This window comes from Sphaerisporangium fuscum, assembly GCF_018531465.1.
Taxonomy (GTDB): domain Bacteria; phylum Actinomycetota; class Actinomycetes; order Streptosporangiales; family Streptosporangiaceae; genus Sphaerisporangium; species Sphaerisporangium fuscum.
In genome coordinates, this window is the sequence record NZ_JAHDTF010000003.1 from 491102 (window position 1) to 509794 (window position 18693).

The window sequence follows — 18693 nt, forward strand, 5'->3', positions numbered from 1 at the left end:
TGATCGATTCGATCGAATATCTGGACATTCCACCGCTTTTGAGCGAATGATGCTCTAACGATCGAGGTGGAGGTTCGTGATGAAACGTACGCGTGTCGCCGCCGTGGCGGGACTGCTCGCCGTCGCCACCCTGCTGCCGGGCTGCGGAAGCGGCGGCGGCCAGGGCGGGGCCCTCGGTGGCAACGGCGTCGAACACGTCGTCTTCTGGGGCTGGGCGAAGGGCACCAAGCAGGTCGTCGACGCCTTCAACCGAAGCCACAAGGACATCCAGGTCACGTTCGAGGAGATCCCGTCGGGCAACGCGGGCGGCTACGCCAAGTTCGCCAACGCCGTCAAGGCGGGCAACGCGCCCGACCTGATGTCCGTGGAGTACCCGCAGGTCCCCGACTTCGTCACCCAGGGCGCGCTGCGCGACATCACCGCCGAGACCGCCGGCCTCGAGGCCAGGTACCCGGCCAGCGTCTTCAGCCTGGTCAAGCTGGGCGGCAAGACCTGGTCGGTCCCGCTCGACGCGGCGCCCCAGGTGTTCATCTACCGCAGGGACCTGTTCGAGAAGAACAAGATCGAGGTGCCGAAGACCTGGGACGACTTCAAGAAGGCGGCCGAGAAGGTGAAGAAGGCCGATCCCGGCGCGCGCATCGGCAGCTTCCATCCCGACGACCCCAACCTCCTGGCCACCTACGCCTGGCAGGCGGGCGCCAGGTGGTTCGGCTCGGACGGCGGCTCGTGGAAGGTCACCATCGACGACGAGCCCACCAAGAAGGTGGCGGCCTACTGGAACGACCTGATCAAGAACGACCTGGTGAAGGTCCAGCCGACCTTCAGCCAGGAGTGGATCGCCTCGATCGCCGCGGATCAGGTGTGGGGCTACCTCGGCGCGAACTGGGCGGCCGGGATGATCAAGACCAACAACGCCCCGCAGAGCGGCAAATGGGCCGTCGCCCCCGCGCCGAACTGGGGCACCCCGGCCAGCGGCATGTTCGGCGGCACCACCTACGCCGTCAGCAAGGACAGCAAGCACGCCAAGGCCGCCGTCGAGGTGGCCGAATGGTTCACCGGCACCCCCGAGGCGTGGACCGCCCGGCTCGGATCGGGCACCTCCAGCGCCTTCCCGGCCGTCGCCGACCTGGTGCCGGTCGCCGCCAAGACGTTCGACACCGGCTTCTACGGCGGTCAGGACATCTACGGGGTGTTCACCGAGGCGTACAGGACCATCCAGCCCGGCTGGACCTGGGGGCCGAGCATGGTGCAGGTGCTGACCTCGTTCAAGGACCGGCTCGGCGGGGTTCCCACGGGCGCGACCACCGTGCCGGACGTGCTGACGGCCGTGCAGTCCGACACCGTGAACGAGATCAAGGGACGCGGGCTCGCCGTCAACCCCTAGCGCCGCCGCCCCGCGCGGCGGGCACCCCCCGGAAGGACAGATGATGACCGTCACCTCCCTCGGCGGGGCCACCAGGTCAGGCGCTCCGGCACGAGACCGGCCCCGGCGCGTCCCCAGGCCGGGGCGCTGGGCGATCGTGCTGTTCACGGCCCCGTTCTTCGCGCTCTTCGCCGCCGTCGTCCTCGCCCCGCTCGGGTACGCCCTGTGGCTCAGCCTGTTCAGGGAACAGTCGTCCGGCCTCGGCTTCGGCGGCGCGCGGACCGTCTTCACCGGCCTGGAGAACTACCTGACCACGGTCGCCGACCCGGCGTTCCGGGACGGGTTCCTGGTCCTCGCGCGCTACGCCGTCCTGTACGTCCCGCTGATGCTCGGCGGCGCGCTCCTGCTGGCGCTGCTGCTCGACTCCGGCGCGGCCGTCCTGCGCAGGTTCTTCCAGCTCGCCCTGTTCATGCCGCACGTCGTGCCGGGTGTGATCGCCGGGCTGATCTGGCTCTACCTGTACCTTCCGGGCATCAGCCCCATCGTGGCGGCGCTCGCCGACGGAGGGATCCGCTGGGACTTCCTCGGCGACCGGGTGGTCGGCTCGGTCGTCAACGTCGCCGTGTGGGAGTGGACCGGCTACAACATGGTCATCTACTTCGCCGCGCTCCAGGCCATCCCGCGCGAGGTGCTGGAGGCCGCCACCATGGACGGCGCCCGGGCGATCGACGTCGCGCTCCGCGTCAAGGTCCCCATGATCAGGGGCGCGGTGGTCACCACACTGATCTTCACGATCATCGGCTCGCTGCAGCTGTTCAACGAGCCGGTGGTCATGGACGGCGCCAGTGACGGCATCGTCAGCACCTGGACGCCCAACATGTACGCCTACGCGGAGGCCTTCGGAAAGAACGACTACGGCCAGGCCGCCGCCGCCTCGATCATGCTCGCCGCGCTCGCCGCCGTGCTGTCCTACTTCGTCACCACGTGGGGGAACAAGAAGTGACGTCACGCCTGATGACCAGGGGAGCCGTCAACGTCTTCCTGCTCGTCGCCACCGCGTACACGCTGCTCCCGCTGACCTGGCTGCTGTTCGCGGCCACCAAGTCGCTGCCCGACCTGTACGCCACACCCGGATTCGCCTTCGCGAACCTCGACCTCGGCGCCAACCTCTCGGCGGTGGCGGCCGAGGGCGGCGGCGTCTTCTTCCGCTGGTACCTCAACAGCCTGCTGTACGCGGGGCTCGGCGCGGGCCTCGGGGCGCTGGTCAGCCTGGCCTGCGGGTACGCGTTCGACACCTACGACTGGCCGGGCAAGGAGAAGCTGTTCGGTCTCGTGCTGCTCGGCGTGCTCGTGCCGACGACGGCCACCGCCCTGCCGCTCTACCTGCTGGCCTCCAAGATCGGCCTGGTCAATTCGTTCTGGGCGGTGTTCGTCCCCTCGCTGGTGCACCCCTTCGGCGTGTACCTGGCCAGGGTCCTGTCGGCCGGGTACGTGCCCAAGCAGGTGCTGGAGGCCGCCCGGTCCGACGGCGCCGACGAGGTGCGGACGTTCGGGTCCGTGGCGCTGCCCATGCTGCTGCCCGCGTACGTGACCATCTTCCTGTTCCAGTTCACCGGCATCTGGAACAACTTCTTCCTGCCGCTGGTCATGCTGTCGGACCAGCGGCTGTTCCCTCTCAGCCTGGGCCTGTACTCCTGGAACACCCAGGTGACCTCGTTCCCCGAGTACAGCACGCTGGTGATCACCGGCTCGCTGCTGTCGGTCGTGCCGCTGCTGCTGGTCTTCGTGTCGCTGCAGCGGTTCTGGCGGGCCGGGATGACGGCGGGCAGCGTCAAGTGAACGTCGACTCGGGGAGGAACGCCATGGCCGGGGCGCGGCCGCAGACCTTGCTCGCCATGGGCCGCGGGATCGCGGCACGACTGATCACGGGGCCGGTACGCGACCGGCTGGCCCGCATCGCCGACATCGATCCGGATCTGGTCGCCGACGATTTCGCCGACCCGCGGGTGGCCGCGGCGCTGTCACACGCCGAGGTGCTCCTCACCAGCTGGGAATGCCCGCCGATCACGGCCGAGGTCCTGGCCGGCGCGCCGAGGCTGAAGGCCGTCGTGCACGCGGCGGGGACGGTCAAACACCACGTCACCGAGGCGTGCTGGCAGCGCGGCATCCTGGTCTCCTCGGCGGCGGCGGCCAATGCCGAGCCCGTCGCCGAGTACACCCTCGCCGCGATCCTGTTCGCCGGCAAGCGCGTCCTCGACATCGCGCGGCTCTACCGCGAGCGGCGCGCGGCCCTCGACTGGGACGGCCGCTTCCCCGGCTTCGGCAACTACCGGCGCACCGTCGGCGTCGTCGGCGCCTCCATGATCGGCCGCCGCGTGATCGAGCTGCTGCGCCCGTTCGACCTCGAGGTGCTCGTCGCCGATCCCTACCTGACCGACGACCTCGGCGTCCGCCACGTGGAGCTGGACGAGCTGCTCGAACGCTGCGACGTGGTCAGCCTGCACGCGCCCTCGCTGCCCGAGACCCGGCACCTCATCGACGCCGCCCGGCTGGCGCGGATGCGCGACGGCGCGACGCTGGTCAACACCGCGCGCGGGGCGCTGGTCGACCAGGACGCCCTCACCGCCGAGCTGGCCACCGGGCGGCTGTTCGCGGTGATCGACGTGACCGAACCGGACGTCCTCCCGGCTGATTCGCCGCTGTTCGACCTGCCGCAGGTCCTGCTCACCCCGCACATCGCGGGCTCCCTCGGCGGGGAGCTGGCCAGGCTGGCCGACCATGCGCTGGAGGAGCTGTCCCGCTACGCGCGCGGCCTGCCGTTCGCGTACGCCATCGAACGGCAGGCGCTGCCCCGCCTCGCCTAGGCCCCGGCCCGAGGAGCTCGCCGATCGTCCGGCTACTTGGACAGGTAGAGGAGCTTCCAGGTGCCGGCGTACAGGCAGTTGAGGGACGGCTTGGCGGCCTTGCCCTCCGAGCAGACCTTGAGTTCGACCTGGTAGACGTTGCCGTAGCTGAACGAGAACGGCTTGGCGGTGCGGTAGGCGCAGGTGCGGACGCTGTGGTGCTTGAAGGGGAGGTTGTTGGAGGCGTCCCGGTAGGTGATGCGGAAGACCGCCCAGCCGCAGCTCGCGGTGGCGCGGGTCTGGTCGTACACCTTGCCGGAGATGTTGACCGTCCGCGCGGCGGGGATGTCCGCGTGGTCCTCACCGGTGGCCGTCAGGGAGCCCAGCGCCTTGGCACTGTTACCGGAGGCGTAGTACGGGCCCCAGGGACGGACCGCCGCCGCGCCGGTGGCCGTCGTGCCGGAGGCGGCCTGGGCGGCCGTCGGGGCGAGCGAGATGATGGCGGCGGCGAGGGTCAGACCGGTCAGGGTGCGGGGGATCGTCATCGAAGCGGTCCTTTCTGGTGACTGACCGCACTATCCGATGAGTCGCTTTCAACCCGCTTGCTGATGGATTGACGAGCGCCGCCCTCGAGGTGGCTCAGGACCTGTCGCCGAGGAGAGCGGTGGAGAGGCCGCAGACGGCCCTGATCAGGTGGGCGCCGAGGCGGCGCCAGGACTGCTCGGCGGAGGACGCGGGGACGCGGCCGTGGGCCAGGTCGTATTCGAGCTCGGCGCACATGTGCACCGTGAGCTGGCGGATCATCGCGTCCCGCTGCGCGGCGACCTCGGGGTCGTGGCCGTCACGCCAGGGGGAGTCGATCTCCTGGAGGCGGCGCAGCGACGGGGTGCCGAGGGTCTCCTGGATGGCGTAGTCGCGCAGGCCGGGCTCGACGACCACCTGGGCGAGGAAACGGCCGTACCAGGAAGGGGTGCCGAGCTCGATGTGGTGCTCGATGGTCGGCAGGATGACGCAGCCGATGCGGTCGTCCAGGGACATCGCGCCGGAGGGGGCGAGGGCCTCCACCATGGCGATGCGGTGCCGTTCGACGGCCGCGATGTGGCGGGAGAGTATCGCCTTGATGAGCTCGTCGCGGTTGTGGAAGTGGTACTGCACCGCGGACTTGTTGCGCTGGCCGGCGGCCTCGCCGATCTGCCGCACCGAGACGCCCGCGAAGCCGTGCTCGGCGTACAGGCGCTCCGCGGTGCGCATCAGCTTGTCCTGAGCGAGCACCGCGCGGGGGGACGGCGGGGCGACCGGGCCGAGAGCGATGTCCGGACCTCCTCGGGAGTGGAGCCCCGCCCGGGAACGCGGGCGGGGTCTCGTCGTCGCGTCCTCCGCCCGTGGAGACCCGCGGGCCCCGGGGCGGGCGGAGGGATCAGGTCACCAGGTTACCCCGAGGTCCTGGAAGCCGCCGGTGACCAGGCCGGTGCGCAGGCGGAGGTCGTCCGGGTGGTCCCGCAGGCGCAGGGCCGGCAGCCGGCGGGCCAGGGTGGCGAGCGTCACCTGGAGTTCCACCCGGGCGAGGGTCTGGCCGAGGCAGAAGTGCGGCCCGGCGCCGAAGGTGATGTGCTGGTTGGGCTCGCGGCGCGGGTCGAAGCGGTCGGGATCGGCGAACTTGCGCTCGTCGCGGTTGGCGGCCCCCGAGTTGACGATCAGCGTCGTCCCCGCGGGCACCGTCATCCCGCTCAGCTCGATGTCCTCGCTGATGTAGCGCGGCAGGCCGAAGCCCAGGTTGGTGTCCATGCGCAGGACCTCTTCGACCGTGCCGCGGACCAGGTCCGGATCGTCGACGACGGCCTCGAAGTGACGGCGGTCGGCCAGGAGCATGGCCGACATCTTGCCGATCATGTTCGAGGTGGTCTCGTGCCCGGCGACCAGCAGCCCCCGCACGGTGGCGATGAGCTCCTCGTGGCTGAGCCGGCCGTCCTCGGCGTCGGAGATCGTGGTCAGCTCGCTCAGCAGGTCGTCCCCGGGGTTCGCCCGCTTCCGCTCGACCAGGTCGGAGACGTACTGGTAGAACTCCGCCTGCGCCCGGTCGACGTCCTGCTGGGTGTAGCGGGTCAGGGTCAGGCTGACCTGCGACCAGTGCGCGAAGCGGTCCTGGTCCTCGGCGGGGGCGCCGACGAGGGCGCAGATCACCCGCACCGGCAGCGGGAGGCCGAGGTCGGCCACGATGTCGGCGGGCGAGCCCTTGGCGACCATGCCGTCGATGAGGTCATCGGCGATGCGCTGGATCGTGGGACGCCACGCCTCCATCTTCTTCACCGTGAACGAGCGGCTGAGCAGCCGCCGCCACCGCCGGTGACCGTCGCCTTCGGAGATGTCCACCCCGGCCATCTGGGGCCGGTTGAACAGCCCGCCGTCCTCGGTGGTCGCCATCCGCGCGGCGCCCTCCCTGTCGAGCCTGCGGGAGAAGCGCTGGTCGCTCAGCACCGTGCGCACGTCGTCGTACCCGCTGACCAGGCCCGCGACGTCGCCACTCGGTAACCGGACGTGGGTCACCGGACATCTGCCGCGATGCTCCGCCCATTCCGCCGGCGGCTCCAGCGGCTTGTCGCTCTTGAAAGGGAACTCCGGGATGGCCTCGGCCGTCATCTGCGCCCTCCTCGACGTAGAAGATCTTCCTCAATGTAAGTCGAGTGCCTTAAATAAGGCAAGCGCCTTGAAGGTGACGTTCCCAGGACGAGGGAGAGTCCGTACCCGGAACACCCGCCGAACGAGGCGGCCGCCGGCTCGTGGACCGGAAGGGTGGGCGGAGGCGCGTAGATCTTGATAAGTGTGGGCTGCAGAAGATCGACCCCGGAGAGGCCCATGGACGACGCCCGGCTGCTCGCCCGCACGCTGAGCGGCGGTGCTTCGCGCCGCCGGTTCCTCGGCGTCACGGGGGCCGCCTTCGCCGTCGCGTTCACCACCCGCCTGGCCGACCCGTGGACGCCGGTGTCCGCCCCCGCGCGGTCGGCCGAATACCCCTTCCAGCTCGGCGTCGCGTCGGGGGACCCGCTGCCCGGCGCGGTCGTCCTGTGGACCCGCCTGGCCTCCCGCCCCCTCGAACCCCTCGGCGGCATGCCGTACGGCAGGCTCAGGGTCGACTGGGAGCTCGCCGAGGACGAGTCGTTCACCCGCCGCGTCCGGCACGGCTCCGCCTGGGCCCTCCCGGAGTACGGCCACTCGGTCCACCTCGACGTGCGCGGCCTGAAGCCCGCCCGGGACTACTTCTACCGCTTCCGCCACGGCGGGGAGATCAGCCCCGTGGGCCGCACCAGGACCGCGCCCCGCCCGGACGCCCGGAACACCCGCCTGCTCATGGCGTTCGCCTCCTGCGCCGCCTGGCAGGACGGCTTCTACACCGCCTACCGCCACCTGGCCGCCGAGAACCCCGACGTGGTGTTCCACCTGGGCGACTACATCTACGAGTACGGCATCGTCGAGACCGGCGGCAACCGCAGGACCTTCGTGCCCGACCGGCTGCGGGTCCAGTGCGACACCCTCGACCGCTACCGTGTCCAGTACGGGCTCTACAAGAGCGACCCCGACCTGCGGGCCGCCCACCAGGCCGCGCCCTGGATCGTCACCTGGGACGACCACGAGGTGCTCGACAACTGGGCGGGCCGCCACGGCCCCGGCGGCGAGGTCACCGAGGAGGACTTCCTCGTCATCAGGGCCAACGCCTTCCGCGCCTACTGGGAGAACCTCCCGATCCGCCTGCCCAGGCCGCCGCAGGGCCCGGACGTCCGCCTCTACCGCCGGTTCCGCTTCGGCACCCTGGCGGAGTTCAGCGTCCTGGACACCCGCCAGTACCGCGACGACCAGGCGTGCGGCGACGGGCAGCAGACCGGCTGCGCGGCCCGCCTCGATCCCGCCCGCACGATGCTCGGCGACGCGCAGGAGAAGTGGCTGCTGGACGGCCTCGCCGCCTCCGGCGCGCGGTGGAACGCGCTGGCTCAGCAGATCGCCATGTGCCGGCTGGACCTCGACCCCGGGCCCGCCCGGAGGTTCAGCATGGACCTCTGGGACGGCTACGAGGCGGCCCGCGGCCGCCTGCTCACCGGCATCGCCGAACGCCGGGTCGCCAACCCCGTCGTGCTCACCGGGGACATTCACTACAACCTCGCCGGGGAACTGAGGACGAACTTCGACGACCCCTCGTCCGTACCCGTCGGTGTGGAGTTCGTGGGCACCTCGGTCACCAGCGGCGGCAACGGCGACCCCACCGGCGGCGTGCCCGCCGGTGGGCACGACCCCGCCAACCCGCACATCAGGTTCTCCAGCTACCAGCGCGGCTACGTCAGCTGCGAGATCACCGGCGAGCGGTGGCGGGCCGACTACAAGGTGGTGCCGTACGTCGACCGGCCCGGCGCCCCGGTGTCGACCCGGGCGAGCCTCGTCGCGCTCGACGGCGTTCCCGGCCTCGGCGTGGCGTGAGGGCCGGGACGCCGTGAAGGGAACCCGCGCCGCGCGCCGGCACCCCGCGGTGGTCGCGCTGGCCGTCTTCACCGTGACGGCCTGCACGCCGCCGAAGGCCCCGGCCCCCTCGCCCGCCCCGCGCCCCCCGGAGGCGGCGTTCGGCACCTCGGCCGGCGGGCCGTCGGTGCGCGTGCGCCCCGGGCGGCCCGGGGGTGAAGGCGGGCTGGTCCCCGTCTCCGGCGCGGCCTCCCTCGTCGCCCCCCTCGGCGTCGACCCCGCCTGCCCGGCCGCGATCGAGCTCGGGGCGCGCAACGAGTCGGCCAGGGCGGGCTTCGCGGACCTGTTCCTGGAGGTGTCCCCGCCGCTCACCGCCTCCCGGTCGATGATCTCCAGCTACCTCCCGGCGGGGTACGAGCTGAGCGCCAAGGTGCTGGTCGGGGTCCCGCCCACGACCCCGCCCGGCACCTACGACCTGACCCTCAGGGCCGGCGGGCGGCGGCTGAGGGTGCCCGTCTCCGTGGTCGCCGCCGACCGGCCGGGCGACGGCGGGAACCTCGCGCTGCGACGGCCCGTCAGGGCGTCCTCCCAGAACGTCAACGCCAACTACCCCGCCTGCAGCGTGGTGGACGGCGACCGCGGCTCCGGCGGCTGGGCCGGAGGCAACGGCTGGAACGACGCCACGTTCAGGGCCTGGCCCGACACGCTGGACATCGACCTCGGCGGGCCGAGGCGGCTGGCGCGCGTCGACCTCTACACCCTCGACACCCCGCGCCACCCGGCCGCCACGGTGGGGCTGCGCGACTGGGACGTCCAGGCGAGGGTGGCCGGCACCTGGCGGACCGTGGCCCGGGTGCGCGGCAACACCGCCGGAAGGACGCGGTCGGACTTCGCGGCGGTCACCGCCGACGCCGTCCGCGTCTCCGCGCTGGCGGCCAACGGCGCCGGCGACTACAGCCGCGTCGTCGAGGTCGAGGCGTACGGCCCCTGAGCGGACCTCAGGCCGGCCGCTTCGGGGGCAGGTGGGTGGTGAGGAAGTCGACCGCCGCGCTCCACACGCGCGCCCCGGCCTCCGGGTGGTGGAACATCGGCGCCTCGCTGTTGTGGAAGGCGTGCCCGGCCTCCTCGGCGACGTACATGCGCACGTTCGGCCGGCCCTGCGCCGCCTCCTCGACCTTGGCCACCTGGTCACGCGGGATGTAGGGGTCGCTGCCGCCGAAGACCAGCATCAGCGGCGAGGTGATCCGCTCCATCAGCCCGGCGGCGTCGGGGACGGCCGAGCCGTAGAACGACAGCACCGCGTCCATCGGCTCGGTGGTGGCGAGCATGTAGTTCAGCGATCCGCCCAGGCAGAAGCCGACCGAGCCGGCACCTCCGGTCACCTCCGGGAGCCCGCGCAGGTGGGCCAGGGTGAGGGCGCAGTCGGCCACTCCCTGCTTGAAGTCGAAGCGGCTCACCAGGTCGAGCGACTCCTGCACGCCCTGCGGGGTGTGGTCGGCCTTCCAGTGGGGCTGCAGGCGCCAGAACAGATCGGGCGCCGCGACGACGTAGCCCAGCGCGGCGAGGTCGAGCGCGACCTTCTCGATGTACGGACCCACACCGAAGATCTCCTGGACGAGGAGGATCCCGGGGCCGGTTCCTTCGGCGGACGGCCAGACGTGCACGTCGAACGAGCCGTCGTCAGTGGTCAGAGTGTCGATCCGAGCGTTCATCGGCCAAGGATATTGCAGGCCCGCCGGCTGAGATCGGCCGTCCGCCTCGTTCCCGCGCCGCCTCAGGCCGGGACGGGCGCGTGCGCCCGCGTGGTCCGGTGCCGCCGGACGACCGCGTCCAGCGCCCAGGTGCCGGGGCCGAACACGGCGATGACGAAGAACGACCAGCAGAACAACACCGCGAGCTCGCCGCCGTTGCGAATGGGCAGCAGTGCGTGCGGCTGGTGCACCACGAAGTAGGCGTACGCCATCGAGCCGGACGAGAGCGTCGCGGCGACGCGCGTGAGGAGGCCCGCCATGACGAGCCCCCCGAAGACGAGCTGGATGACCGCGGCCCACCACGTGGGCCAGGTGCCGAAGGGAATGGCCTGCCCGGTGCCGCGGTTGCCGCCGAGCACGCCGAACAACGACGCCAGCCCATGGCAGACGAACAGCAGGCTCGTCACCAGGCGGAACAGCGAGAGCACCGGCCCGGCGTACCTGTCGACGTTCATCGATCACCTCTCGGTCTCGGAGGGCCGGCACACGACGCTACGGCGGGCGCACCGGCCGGGGGTGGGGTGGTCCCGGACGGGCGTGCGCACGGGCCTGGAGGCGGCGTGCTCGCACGGGGCCGCCGTGCTCGGGCGGGAAGGGTGTTCGGGCGCCGCCGGCCCGTACGGCCGTGATCCGTGAACCTTGGTGCGCGCCCGGCGCCGTTCGCCGGCGAACAGGGTCGGGCGACGCCACCCCAGAATCAGGGGAGGGGTGACCCCTGTCAACGAGCCGGCATCCCGCCGCCCGCCGGTGTGCCGCGGCCCGCCGTCCCGCCGGGGGAATCAGGCCCGTGACCGGCGGGGACGCCCGCCACGGGCGGGACGGGGCGCCGCGCCGGCGGTGGACGGTGCTGAAACTTTCCCGGCCAGGGCGGCGGCCGGACGAGCGCCGCTCGCCGAGGCGCCGTCGAACTCTCAGCGACCCGCCTCGTGGGCGTCGACGAGCCTCCTGGGGGCGGTGAGGCACCAGGCCTCGGTGACCAGCTCGAACAGCTCGTCAGGGTCGATCTTGTCGAGGTGCACCACCACCCAGCCGAACCGGCCGGCGGTGAACTGGACCTCGAAGACCTCCGGCCGCTCGGCCACCAGAGCGATCTGCTCCTCGATGGTCGCCTTCAGCCCCACGGTCTGCGTCTTCTCCCAGACGTAGCCGAAGCCCTTGCCGCGCACCTTCAGCGAGACCCACTCGTGCCCGCTGTGCCCCTGCTCGACCTCGGGCAGCCGGCCCAGCATCTCGTAGAACTCGTCAACGCTCACACCCATGGACCACGTCTATCAGGGGCCTCCGACAGTTCGCGGCCCGACCAAACCCGAGCGCTCTTGACACCGTGATCGCCGTTTGAGAGGTTCCTACCAGTTACGGAGTTGACAACGTTGTCATCGGTGCCGGTCCACAGCCCGCCGATCCCGTCCGCCGTGCGTCCGAACGCCTCCGGTTCCCCCACGGAAGGTAGCGATGAAACGCCCCCACCCTCCACGACGCCGATCTCTCCTCCTGGCGGCCACCTCCGCGGCCGTCGCGCTCACCCTTTCCACGCCTCTCCCCGCCTTCGCGGGCGAGCCCACCCCCGGCCCGCAGGCCACCCCCGTGCCGAACCCGGGCCCCCTGGCCACCCCGACCCCCGGACCGTCGTACAGCCCGCCGCCGGGGCCCGAGCGGCCCGAGCCCGCCCCGCCCGAGGCGCAGCTCGCGCGGTCGGCGCAGAGCGCCCGCCTCCTGGCCAAGGCCGAGGGGACCGCCTTCTACTCCTCGTTCGAGCCCGGTGACGTCCAGCCCACCTGGACCGACACCGCCGAGACCGACCGCAGGGGCGGGAAGAAGGCCGCCGACGTCACCGGCACCACCCCCGGTGGCATGCCGGGCAGCGTCAACGACGAGGTCACCGAGATCACCGCCAGCGGCGAGAACACCGCCGGGGGAGAGGTCAAGGAGAACCTCGCCGACCTCGACGCCAACAGCAAGTGGCTGGTGTTCACCGGCACCGCGTGGGTGAGCTACAAGCCGGCCGCGCCGGTCGCCGTCGTCCGCTACGCCCTGACCTCCGCCAACGACGCGCCCGAGCGCGACCCCCGCGACTGGCAGGTGCAGGGTTCGCAGGACGGGCGGACCTGGACGACCCTCGACACCAGGACGGGGGAGACGTTCGGCTCGCGGTTCCAGCGCAAGGAGTACACCTTCGCCAACACCACCGCCTACGCCTACTACCGGCTGAACGTCACCCGCAACGGCGGCGCCTCCATCCTCCAGCTCGCCGACTGGGAGCTGTCCGACGGCGACACCGGCCCCAAACCGCCGAGCGACATGCGCAGCCGGATCGGCACCGGGCCGAACGGCGGATTCGACTCCAAGCCCAGGGCGGGCTTCACCGGCCTGAAGGCGCTGCAGTACGGCGGCGCCACCACCGCCGGCAGCGGTGGCCACTCCTACAACAAGGTGTTCGACGTCGACATCCCCGTCGCCGCGAGCACCGAGCTGTCCTACGTCGTCTTCCCCGAGTTCACCGCCGCCGACCTGCGCTACCCGAGCACCTACGTCTCGGTCGACCTGGCCTTCTCCGACGGCTCCTACCTCAGCGACCTCGGAGCCGAGGACCAGCACGGGGCCACGCTCAGCCCGCGTGGACAGGGCGAGTCCAAGACCCTGTACGCCGACCAGTGGAACTACAAGCAGGCCGAGATCGGCAAGATCGCCCGGGGTAGGACGATCAAGCGGATCCTCGTCGCCTACGACGGCCCCGCCGGGCCGGCCGCCTTCCGCGGCTGGGTGGACGACATCAAGATCGTCACGGGGCGGAAGCGGCAGCCGTACGAGGGCCGTGGCCCCCGCCGCGACGACGCGAGCCTGGCGGAGCAGGTGGTGACCACCCGCGGCACCCACTCCACCGGCGGCTTCTCCCGCGGCAACAACTTCCCCGCCACCGCGGTGCCGCACGGGTTCAACTTCTGGACGCCGATGACCGACGCCGGCTCCACGAGCTGGCTGTACGAGTACCACCGGGCGAACAACGCCGCCAACCTGCCGCAGATCCAGGCGTTCACCGCCAGCCACGAGCCGAGCCCCTGGATGGGCGACCGGCAGACCTTCCAGGTCATGCCGTCGGCCGCCGAGGGCGCCCCCGACCCGTCCCGCACCGCGCGGGCGCTGCCGTTCCGGCACGAGAACGAGGTCGCCCAGCCGCACTACTACGGCGTGACCTTCGAGAACGGGCTGAAGACCGAGATCGCGCCGGCCGACCACGCGGCGATGTTCCGCTTCACCTTCCCCGGCGGCGCGGCCAAGCTGATCTTCGACAACGCGAACGACAACGGCGGCCTCACCCTCGACACGGCGAACGGCGTCGTCACCGGCTACTCCGACGTGCGCAGCGGCGGGTCGACCGGCGCCACCCGCATGTTCTACTACGCCGTCTTCGACAGGCCCGTCACCGGCGGCGCCAGGCTGACGGGGCAGGGCCGCGACAACGTGCTCGGCTACCTCGCCTTCGACCCCGGCGCCGGGAAGACCGTGACGATGCGGATCGCCTCGTCGCTGATCGGCGTCGAGCAGGCCAGGAGGAACCTCGAACTGGAGATCGCTCCCGCCGACACCTTCGAGGCGGTCGAGCAGCGGGCGCGGCGGGCCTGGGACGCCAAGCTCCGCGTCATCGAGGTGGAGGGCGCGACCGAGGACCAGCGCACCACCCTGTACTCCGACCTGTACCGGCTGTTCCTCTACCCGAACTCCGGGTTCGAGAACACCGGAACCGCCGCCGCCCCCGTGTACAGGCACGCGGTGCAGTCGTCCACGACCACCCCGGCGAGCACGCCCACCCAGACCGGCGCGCCCGTCGCCGACGGCAAGGTGTACGTCAACAACGGCTTCTGGGACACCTACCGCACCACCTGGCCGGCGTACTCCCTGCTCACCCCGAAGGACGCGGCCGAGATGGCCGACGGCTTCGTCCAGCAGTACAAGGACGGCGGCTGGATCTCCCGCTGGTCGTCGCCCGGCTACGCCGACCTGATGGTGGGCACCAGCTCCGACGTGGCGTTCGCCGACGCCTACCTCAAGGGCGTGGGCCTCGACGCCGAGGCCGGGTACGAGGCGGCCCTCAAGAACGCCACCGTCGCCCCGCCGACGCCCAACGTCGGCCGCAAGGGGCTGTCCACCTCGCAGTTCCTCGGCTACACCCCGGCGGGCGCCACCGGCGAGGCGATGTCGTGGGCGCTGGACGGCTACATCAACGACTTCGGCATCGCGAACATGGCCAGGCGGCTCGCGGACAAGGCCACCGGCGCCGGCCGCGAGCGGTACCTGGAGGAGTCGGAGTATTTCCTGAACCGCGCGCGGAACTACGTGCACATGTTCGACCCGGCGGTGGGCTTCTTCCAGGGCAGGAACGCCGACGGCGGCTGGCGCGTCAAGCCGAAGTCCTACGACCCGCGCGTGTGGGGCTACGACTACACCGAGACCGACGGCTGGGGCGCCGCCTTCCACGTACCGCAGGACGGGCAGGGGCTCGCCAACCTCTACGGCGGCAAGGCCGGGCTGGCCGGCAAGCTCGACCGGTTCTTCGCCACCCCGGAGACCGCCGGCTTCCCCGGCTCCTACGGCGGGATCATCCACGAGATGCGCGAGGCCCGCGACGTGCGGATGGGGCAGCTCGGGCACAGCAACCAGGCGTCCCACCACATCATCTACATGTACGACTACGCGGGTCAGCCATGGAAGACGCAGGCCAAGGTGCGCGAGGTGCTGTCGCGGCTCTACATCGGCAGCGAGATCGGCCAGGGCTACCCCGGCGACGAGGACAACGGCGAGATGTCGGCCTGGCAGATCTTCGGCGCCCTCGGCTTCTACCCGCTGCAGATGGGCAGCCCGTACTACGTGATCGGCTCGCCGCTGTTCACCAAGGCCACCGTGCACCTGGAGAACGGCAGGAAGCTGGTCGTCAAGGCTCCGGACAACAGCGGCCGCAACGTGTACGTGCAGGGGCTGGAGGTCGACGGGAAGCGCTACACCAGGACCTACCTGCCGCACGACCTCCTCGCCCGCGGCGGGGTGCTGGAGTTCGACATGGGGCCCAGGCCGTCGCGCTGGGGCACCGGCGAGAACGACGCCCCGCCGTCGATCACCAAGGGCAAGGAGCTTCCCGCGCCGCTCGGCGACGCCACCGGCAAGGGCCGCGGCACCGCCTCGGCGGACGGAGGCACGGACGTGACCAGGCTGTTCGACGACGACTCCGGCACGCAGGTCGCCCTGCCGGGCGCCACGCCGTCCGTCCAGTACCGCTTCCCGGCCGGGCAGGCGGTGAGCTTCTACACCCTCACCTCCGGCACCGGGGCCGCGGCCGAGGACCCCAGGGCGTGGATGCTGGAGGGCTCCGACGACGGCGCCCAGTGGACGACGCTGGACCAGCGTGACGGCGAGACCTTCCGCTGGCGCCGGCAGACCCGGCCGTTCAAGATCGAGCACCCGGGCGCGTACGCGTACTACCGGATCCGCGTCACCGGCAACGGCGGCGCCGCCTCCACGACGCTGTCGGAGGTCGAGCTGCTGAACCCGAGGCCGGCCGACACCTCGGCGGTGGACCTCGACGCCGCGGGCGTCGTCGTCTCGGCGGGGGACGGCGCGCAGGTGACGGTGAACATCTCCAACTACGCCGCCGAGGCCGCGAGCGGGCAGGTCGCCGCCACGGCGCCGCAGGGCTGGACGGTCCAGCCCGCGAGCGCGAGCTTCGGGCCGGTGGCCCCGGGCGGGTCCACGACGGTGACCTTCCAGGTGACCGTGCCGCAGGGCACGGCGCCGGGAAGCCACCCGGTTCGGCTCGCCGTGACGTCCGACCACGGTTCGCCCGCGGCCAGGGCGCTGGTCACGGTGGCCGGCGACACGATCGACTTCACGCCCGGCACCGACGCCGAGACGCCCTGGCTCCTCGACGCGGGCACTTCCCAGCTGGACGGCGAGGTCTACGACGGCCACGCCCGCTTCACCGACGGCGCGAGCACCGCGACGTACCGCTTCCAGGTGCCCGCGGACGCGGCCGGCGGAACGCTGACCCTGGACATCGGCAACCAGTACCTCGTCCAGGCCTCCGCCGACGGCCAGACGTGGCACACGATCCTGCAGGAGACGGACAACGTGCGCGACCTGTCGAACCGGGGCAAGCACGACTTCCCCCTCGCCGACCTGACGGGCGGCGGGCGGACGTTCCACCTGCGCATCGGTGACAGCCGCCCGCAGGACGGCTGGGGCTCCTGGCTCGCCAGGGTGACGATCACCACGAAGAAGACCGGCTGAGGCCGGCCGTGGCCGGGCGACGTACGGCGGCGCCGCGTCCGCCGTACGTCGTCCCCGCCGCCCCGGCGCCGGCGGAAGGCGCCATCGGGCGGGGAGGGGAGGACGCCCCGCCGGTCGTCACCGGCCCGAGGAGGCCCGGCCGCCGGCGGAGCTGAGCGAGCCCGGCGAGCTCGCGTCGTAGATCCGCCGGAACCGCGGCGAGAACAGCCACTGCAGCGCGCCCGCGGCCACACCGGCGACGATCACCAGGTTCACCAGGAAGTGCACCGCCATGAAGAACAGGCCGAACAGCGGGCACTTCCTGGCGAAGACGAACCGGTACATGCCGGCGTCGCAGGCGAGCGAGCCAGCGAGCAGCAGCGCCGGCACGACGGCCGGCACGGGGCCGAGGAGCAGGGGGAGCGGCAGCGTGGCCACCGCGAGCAGCGCCGCCACCGAGCCGAGCGCCCGCGCCGGCGTCTCGTACCCCTGGGCGAACCGGCGGCGGGTCGCGTACAGGGGCACCCGCACGCGGCCGCGGTGGAACAGCTTGCGCAGCAGCGCCCGCAGCTCGCGGTCGTGGCCCATGCGGCCGTGGACGGCCGAGGTGAGCAGCACGCCGTGACCGCGCTCGCCCAGCCGGTGGCCGTAGTCGACCTCCTCGGTGTGGGTCAGGCGCGGGTTGAACGGCCCGACCTCGGCGAAGACGCCGGCGCGGATCGCGAACATCGCCGACCACAGGAAGGAGACCTCGCCCTGCGAGCCGATCGACCAGTAGTGGTGCTGCAGCGCCCGGTAGTCCTCCACGCGGCTCGACCGGATCAGCGGCGCGGGGTCCTCGATGCCGCAGGCCGCGCCGAGGCGGGGGTCGGCCTCCAGCAGGGCCACGGCGGTGGCGACCGCGTCGGGAGCGAGCGCGACGTCGGAGTCGACGAAGAACAGTATCTCGCCGTTCGCCCGGGCCGCCCCGGTGTTCCGGGCGACCGCCGGGCCGCCGTTGACCGGGGTGCTGACCACCTCGACCCCCATCGACTCGGCGATCCGCACCGATTCGTCGGTGCTGCGGTCGTCCACCATCACGATCTCGATCGGGGAGTAGGTCTGCTCCCGCACGGCCCGCAGGCACAGCGGCAGGAACCGGGCGTGGTTGTAGTTCGGGATGATCACGGTGACGAGCGGGTTGTGCGGTTCCACGGTCGACCTCGCCTTCCGGGGGATCAGCTGACCGACACGGTCATGTCCTGCAGGTGGTGGCTCGACAGGCCCTCCGGCGAGCGCAGGCCGTAACGGTGGACCCGCAGGCCGGGGGAGGTGAACGTCCAGTCCATCCGCCACAGCCGCAGGCCCGCGAACGTCAGCGTCGCCGGGTACAGCGGGCCGCCCGAGCGCGCGGCGTCGCGCAGACCGGCCAGCGGCCGCAGGTGGGCCGTGCCGGGCAGCGCGTTGAGGTTGCCCGACACCAGGACCGGATCGGGGTTGGCGCGCACGTCGGCGGCCAGCCGCGCGGCCTGCACCCCCCGCTCGGCGTCCAGCGTCTGGATGGTGCGGTAGAACCGCCAGGTCAGCGGGCTGGAGCTCAGGTAGAGCATGTCGTAGAGGTGCACGTTGTACATCGAGACCACGCGCCCGCCGACCAGCAGGTCGGTGCGCAGCGCCGCGTGGTCCCAGTTCGTGGCGTACGGGTTGGGGTTGCCGCCGATCGCGGACCGGGCGGCGATGGGGAACCTCGAGATCGTCAGGAGGCCGTCGGCGACGGCGAAGTGCGCGCCGGGGAACTCCCGCCGCAGCAGCTCGCCGTCGTCGAGCGGCACCAGGGCGCCCGGGGTGCACCCGGCGTGCTCCTGCAGCAGGTACACGTCGGCGCGCCACTTCTTCAGGTACCGCAGGAAACGCGCGGGGTCATCGGTGGTGTCCCAGCAGTAGGTGTCCCACGAGACGACGTGGAGCGCGCCGGCCGGGGCGGGACCCGCGCCGCCGCCCCACGGCGGGTTCAGCCCCGCCTGCCCCACGCCGAGCACGAGCGCGGCCACGGCCAGCG

At 71.9% G+C, this 18693-nt stretch carries 15 protein-coding genes; 7 read left to right on the top strand and 8 right to left on the bottom strand.

The window, feature by feature from the left end:
* Positions 1-79 precede the first annotated feature (79 nt).
* Genes KIK05_RS04920 through KIK05_RS04935 form a run of 4 tightly spaced genes read left to right on the top strand, consistent with a single transcriptional unit; the run spans position 80 to position 4227 of the window.
* Positions 80-1384 (top strand): ABC transporter substrate-binding protein, encoded by a 1305-nt coding sequence (locus KIK05_RS04920; protein WP_214409309.1) that lies wholly within the window; start codon positions 80-82, stop codon positions 1382-1384.
* 43 nt (positions 1385-1427) lie between these two features.
* Complete coding sequence (locus KIK05_RS04925; RefSeq protein ID WP_214409310.1) at positions 1428-2366, top strand: carbohydrate ABC transporter permease; 939 nt, start codon at positions 1428-1430, stop codon at positions 2364-2366.
* Positions 2363-3202 (top strand): carbohydrate ABC transporter permease, encoded by an 840-nt coding sequence (locus KIK05_RS04930; RefSeq protein ID WP_214409311.1) that lies wholly within the window; start codon positions 2363-2365, stop codon positions 3200-3202. Before KIK05_RS04925 ends, KIK05_RS04930 begins: the two co-directional genes overlap by 4 nt.
* On the top strand, positions 3199-4227 hold the full coding sequence (locus KIK05_RS04935; protein ID WP_308249753.1) for a hydroxyacid dehydrogenase: 1029 nt from the start codon (positions 3199-3201) through the stop codon (positions 4225-4227). Before KIK05_RS04930 ends, KIK05_RS04935 begins: the two co-directional genes overlap by 4 nt.
* Positions 4228-4259: 32 nt before the next feature.
* Here the strand turns inward: KIK05_RS04935 and KIK05_RS04940 are convergent, their stop codons facing one another.
* The 3 genes from KIK05_RS04940 to KIK05_RS04950 form a co-directional block, all read right to left on the bottom strand.
* Positions 4260-4751 (bottom strand): hypothetical protein, encoded by a 492-nt coding sequence (locus KIK05_RS04940; RefSeq protein WP_214409312.1) that lies wholly within the window; start codon positions 4749-4751, stop codon positions 4260-4262.
* Between the two features lie 94 nt (positions 4752-4845).
* Positions 4846-5457, bottom strand: a complete 612-nt coding sequence (locus KIK05_RS04945) for a TetR/AcrR family transcriptional regulator (protein ID WP_214409313.1) — start codon at positions 5455-5457, stop codon at positions 4846-4848.
* Between the two features lie 171 nt (positions 5458-5628).
* On the bottom strand, positions 5629-6843 hold the full coding sequence (locus tag KIK05_RS04950) for a cytochrome P450 (RefSeq protein ID WP_214409314.1): 1215 nt from the start codon (positions 6841-6843) through the stop codon (positions 5629-5631).
* Between the two features lie 216 nt (positions 6844-7059).
* Here KIK05_RS04950 and KIK05_RS04955 point away from each other — a divergent pair, with 216 nt between their 5' ends.
* Positions 7060-8670 (top strand): alkaline phosphatase D family protein, encoded by a 1611-nt coding sequence (locus KIK05_RS04955; protein ID WP_250562206.1) that lies wholly within the window; start codon positions 7060-7062, stop codon positions 8668-8670.
* A 13-nt stretch (positions 8671-8683) separates the two neighbouring features.
* Positions 8684-9640: a discoidin domain-containing protein gene (locus KIK05_RS48740; RefSeq protein ID WP_214409315.1), complete on the top strand. Its 957-nt coding sequence runs from the start codon at positions 8684-8686 to the stop codon at positions 9638-9640.
* A gap of 7 nt (positions 9641-9647) precedes the next feature.
* Here KIK05_RS48740 and KIK05_RS04965 read toward each other — a convergent pair whose 3' ends face one another.
* The 3 genes from KIK05_RS04965 to KIK05_RS04975 all read right to left on the bottom strand — a co-directional run bounded on the left by KIK05_RS04965 (position 9648) and on the right by KIK05_RS04975 (position 11659).
* Complete coding sequence (locus tag KIK05_RS04965) at positions 9648-10361, bottom strand: dienelactone hydrolase family protein (protein ID WP_214409316.1); 714 nt, start codon at positions 10359-10361, stop codon at positions 9648-9650.
* Positions 10362-10423: 62 nt separating this feature from the next.
* On the bottom strand, positions 10424-10855 hold the full coding sequence (locus tag KIK05_RS04970; RefSeq protein ID WP_214409317.1) for a DoxX family protein: 432 nt from the start codon (positions 10853-10855) through the stop codon (positions 10424-10426).
* 456 nt (positions 10856-11311) lie between these two features.
* Entirely contained in the window at positions 11312-11659 is a 348-nt protein-coding gene (locus KIK05_RS04975) for an MmcQ/YjbR family DNA-binding protein (RefSeq protein WP_214409318.1), read from the bottom strand.
* 193 nt (positions 11660-11852) lie between these two features.
* Between KIK05_RS04975 and KIK05_RS04980 the strand changes: the two genes are divergently transcribed.
* Complete coding sequence (locus KIK05_RS04980; protein ID WP_214409319.1) at positions 11853-16676, top strand: GH92 family glycosyl hydrolase; 4824 nt, start codon at positions 11853-11855, stop codon at positions 16674-16676.
* Between the two features lie 117 nt (positions 16677-16793).
* On the opposite strand, the gene KIK05_RS04985 is transcribed toward KIK05_RS04980, so the two are convergent.
* Entirely contained in the window at positions 16794-17849 is a 1056-nt protein-coding gene (locus KIK05_RS04985; RefSeq protein ID WP_214409320.1) for a glycosyltransferase family 2 protein, read from the bottom strand.
* A 23-nt stretch (positions 17850-17872) separates the two neighbouring features.
* Positions 17873-18693, bottom strand: an 821-nt coding sequence (locus KIK05_RS04990) for an endonuclease/exonuclease/phosphatase family protein (protein WP_214409321.1), incomplete at its 5' end; no start/stop codon positions are given.

What these genes read in the sequence shown, in the direction of transcription:
- KIK05_RS04980 (WP_214409319.1), top strand. Translation starts at nt 11,853, where the DNA reads ATGAAACGCCCCCACCCTCCACGACGCCGATCTCTCCTCCTGGCGGCC.
- KIK05_RS04975 (WP_214409318.1), bottom strand. Translation starts at nt 11,659, where the DNA reads ATGGGTGTGAGCGTTGACGAGTTCTACGAGATGCTGGGCCGGCTGCCC.
- KIK05_RS04950 (WP_214409314.1), bottom strand. Translation starts at nt 6,843, where the DNA reads ATGACGGCCGAGGCCATCCCGGAGTTCCCTTTCAAGAGCGACAAGCCG.
- KIK05_RS04920 (WP_214409309.1), top strand. Translation starts at nt 80, where the DNA reads ATGAAACGTACGCGTGTCGCCGCCGTGGCGGGACTGCTCGCCGTCGCC.
- KIK05_RS04940 (WP_214409312.1), bottom strand. Translation starts at nt 4,751, where the DNA reads ATGACGATCCCCCGCACCCTGACCGGTCTGACCCTCGCCGCCGCCATC.
- KIK05_RS04925 (WP_214409310.1), top strand. Translation starts at nt 1,428, where the DNA reads ATGACCGTCACCTCCCTCGGCGGGGCCACCAGGTCAGGCGCTCCGGCA.
- KIK05_RS04970 (WP_214409317.1), bottom strand. Translation starts at nt 10,855, where the DNA reads ATGAACGTCGACAGGTACGCCGGGCCGGTGCTCTCGCTGTTCCGCCTG.
- KIK05_RS04945 (WP_214409313.1), bottom strand. Translation starts at nt 5,457, where the DNA reads ATGCGCACCGCGGAGCGCCTGTACGCCGAGCACGGCTTCGCGGGCGTC.
- KIK05_RS04965 (WP_214409316.1), bottom strand. Translation starts at nt 10,361, where the DNA reads ATGAACGCTCGGATCGACACTCTGACCACTGACGACGGCTCGTTCGAC.
- KIK05_RS04955 (WP_250562206.1), top strand. Translation starts at nt 7,060, where the DNA reads ATGGACGACGCCCGGCTGCTCGCCCGCACGCTGAGCGGCGGTGCTTCG.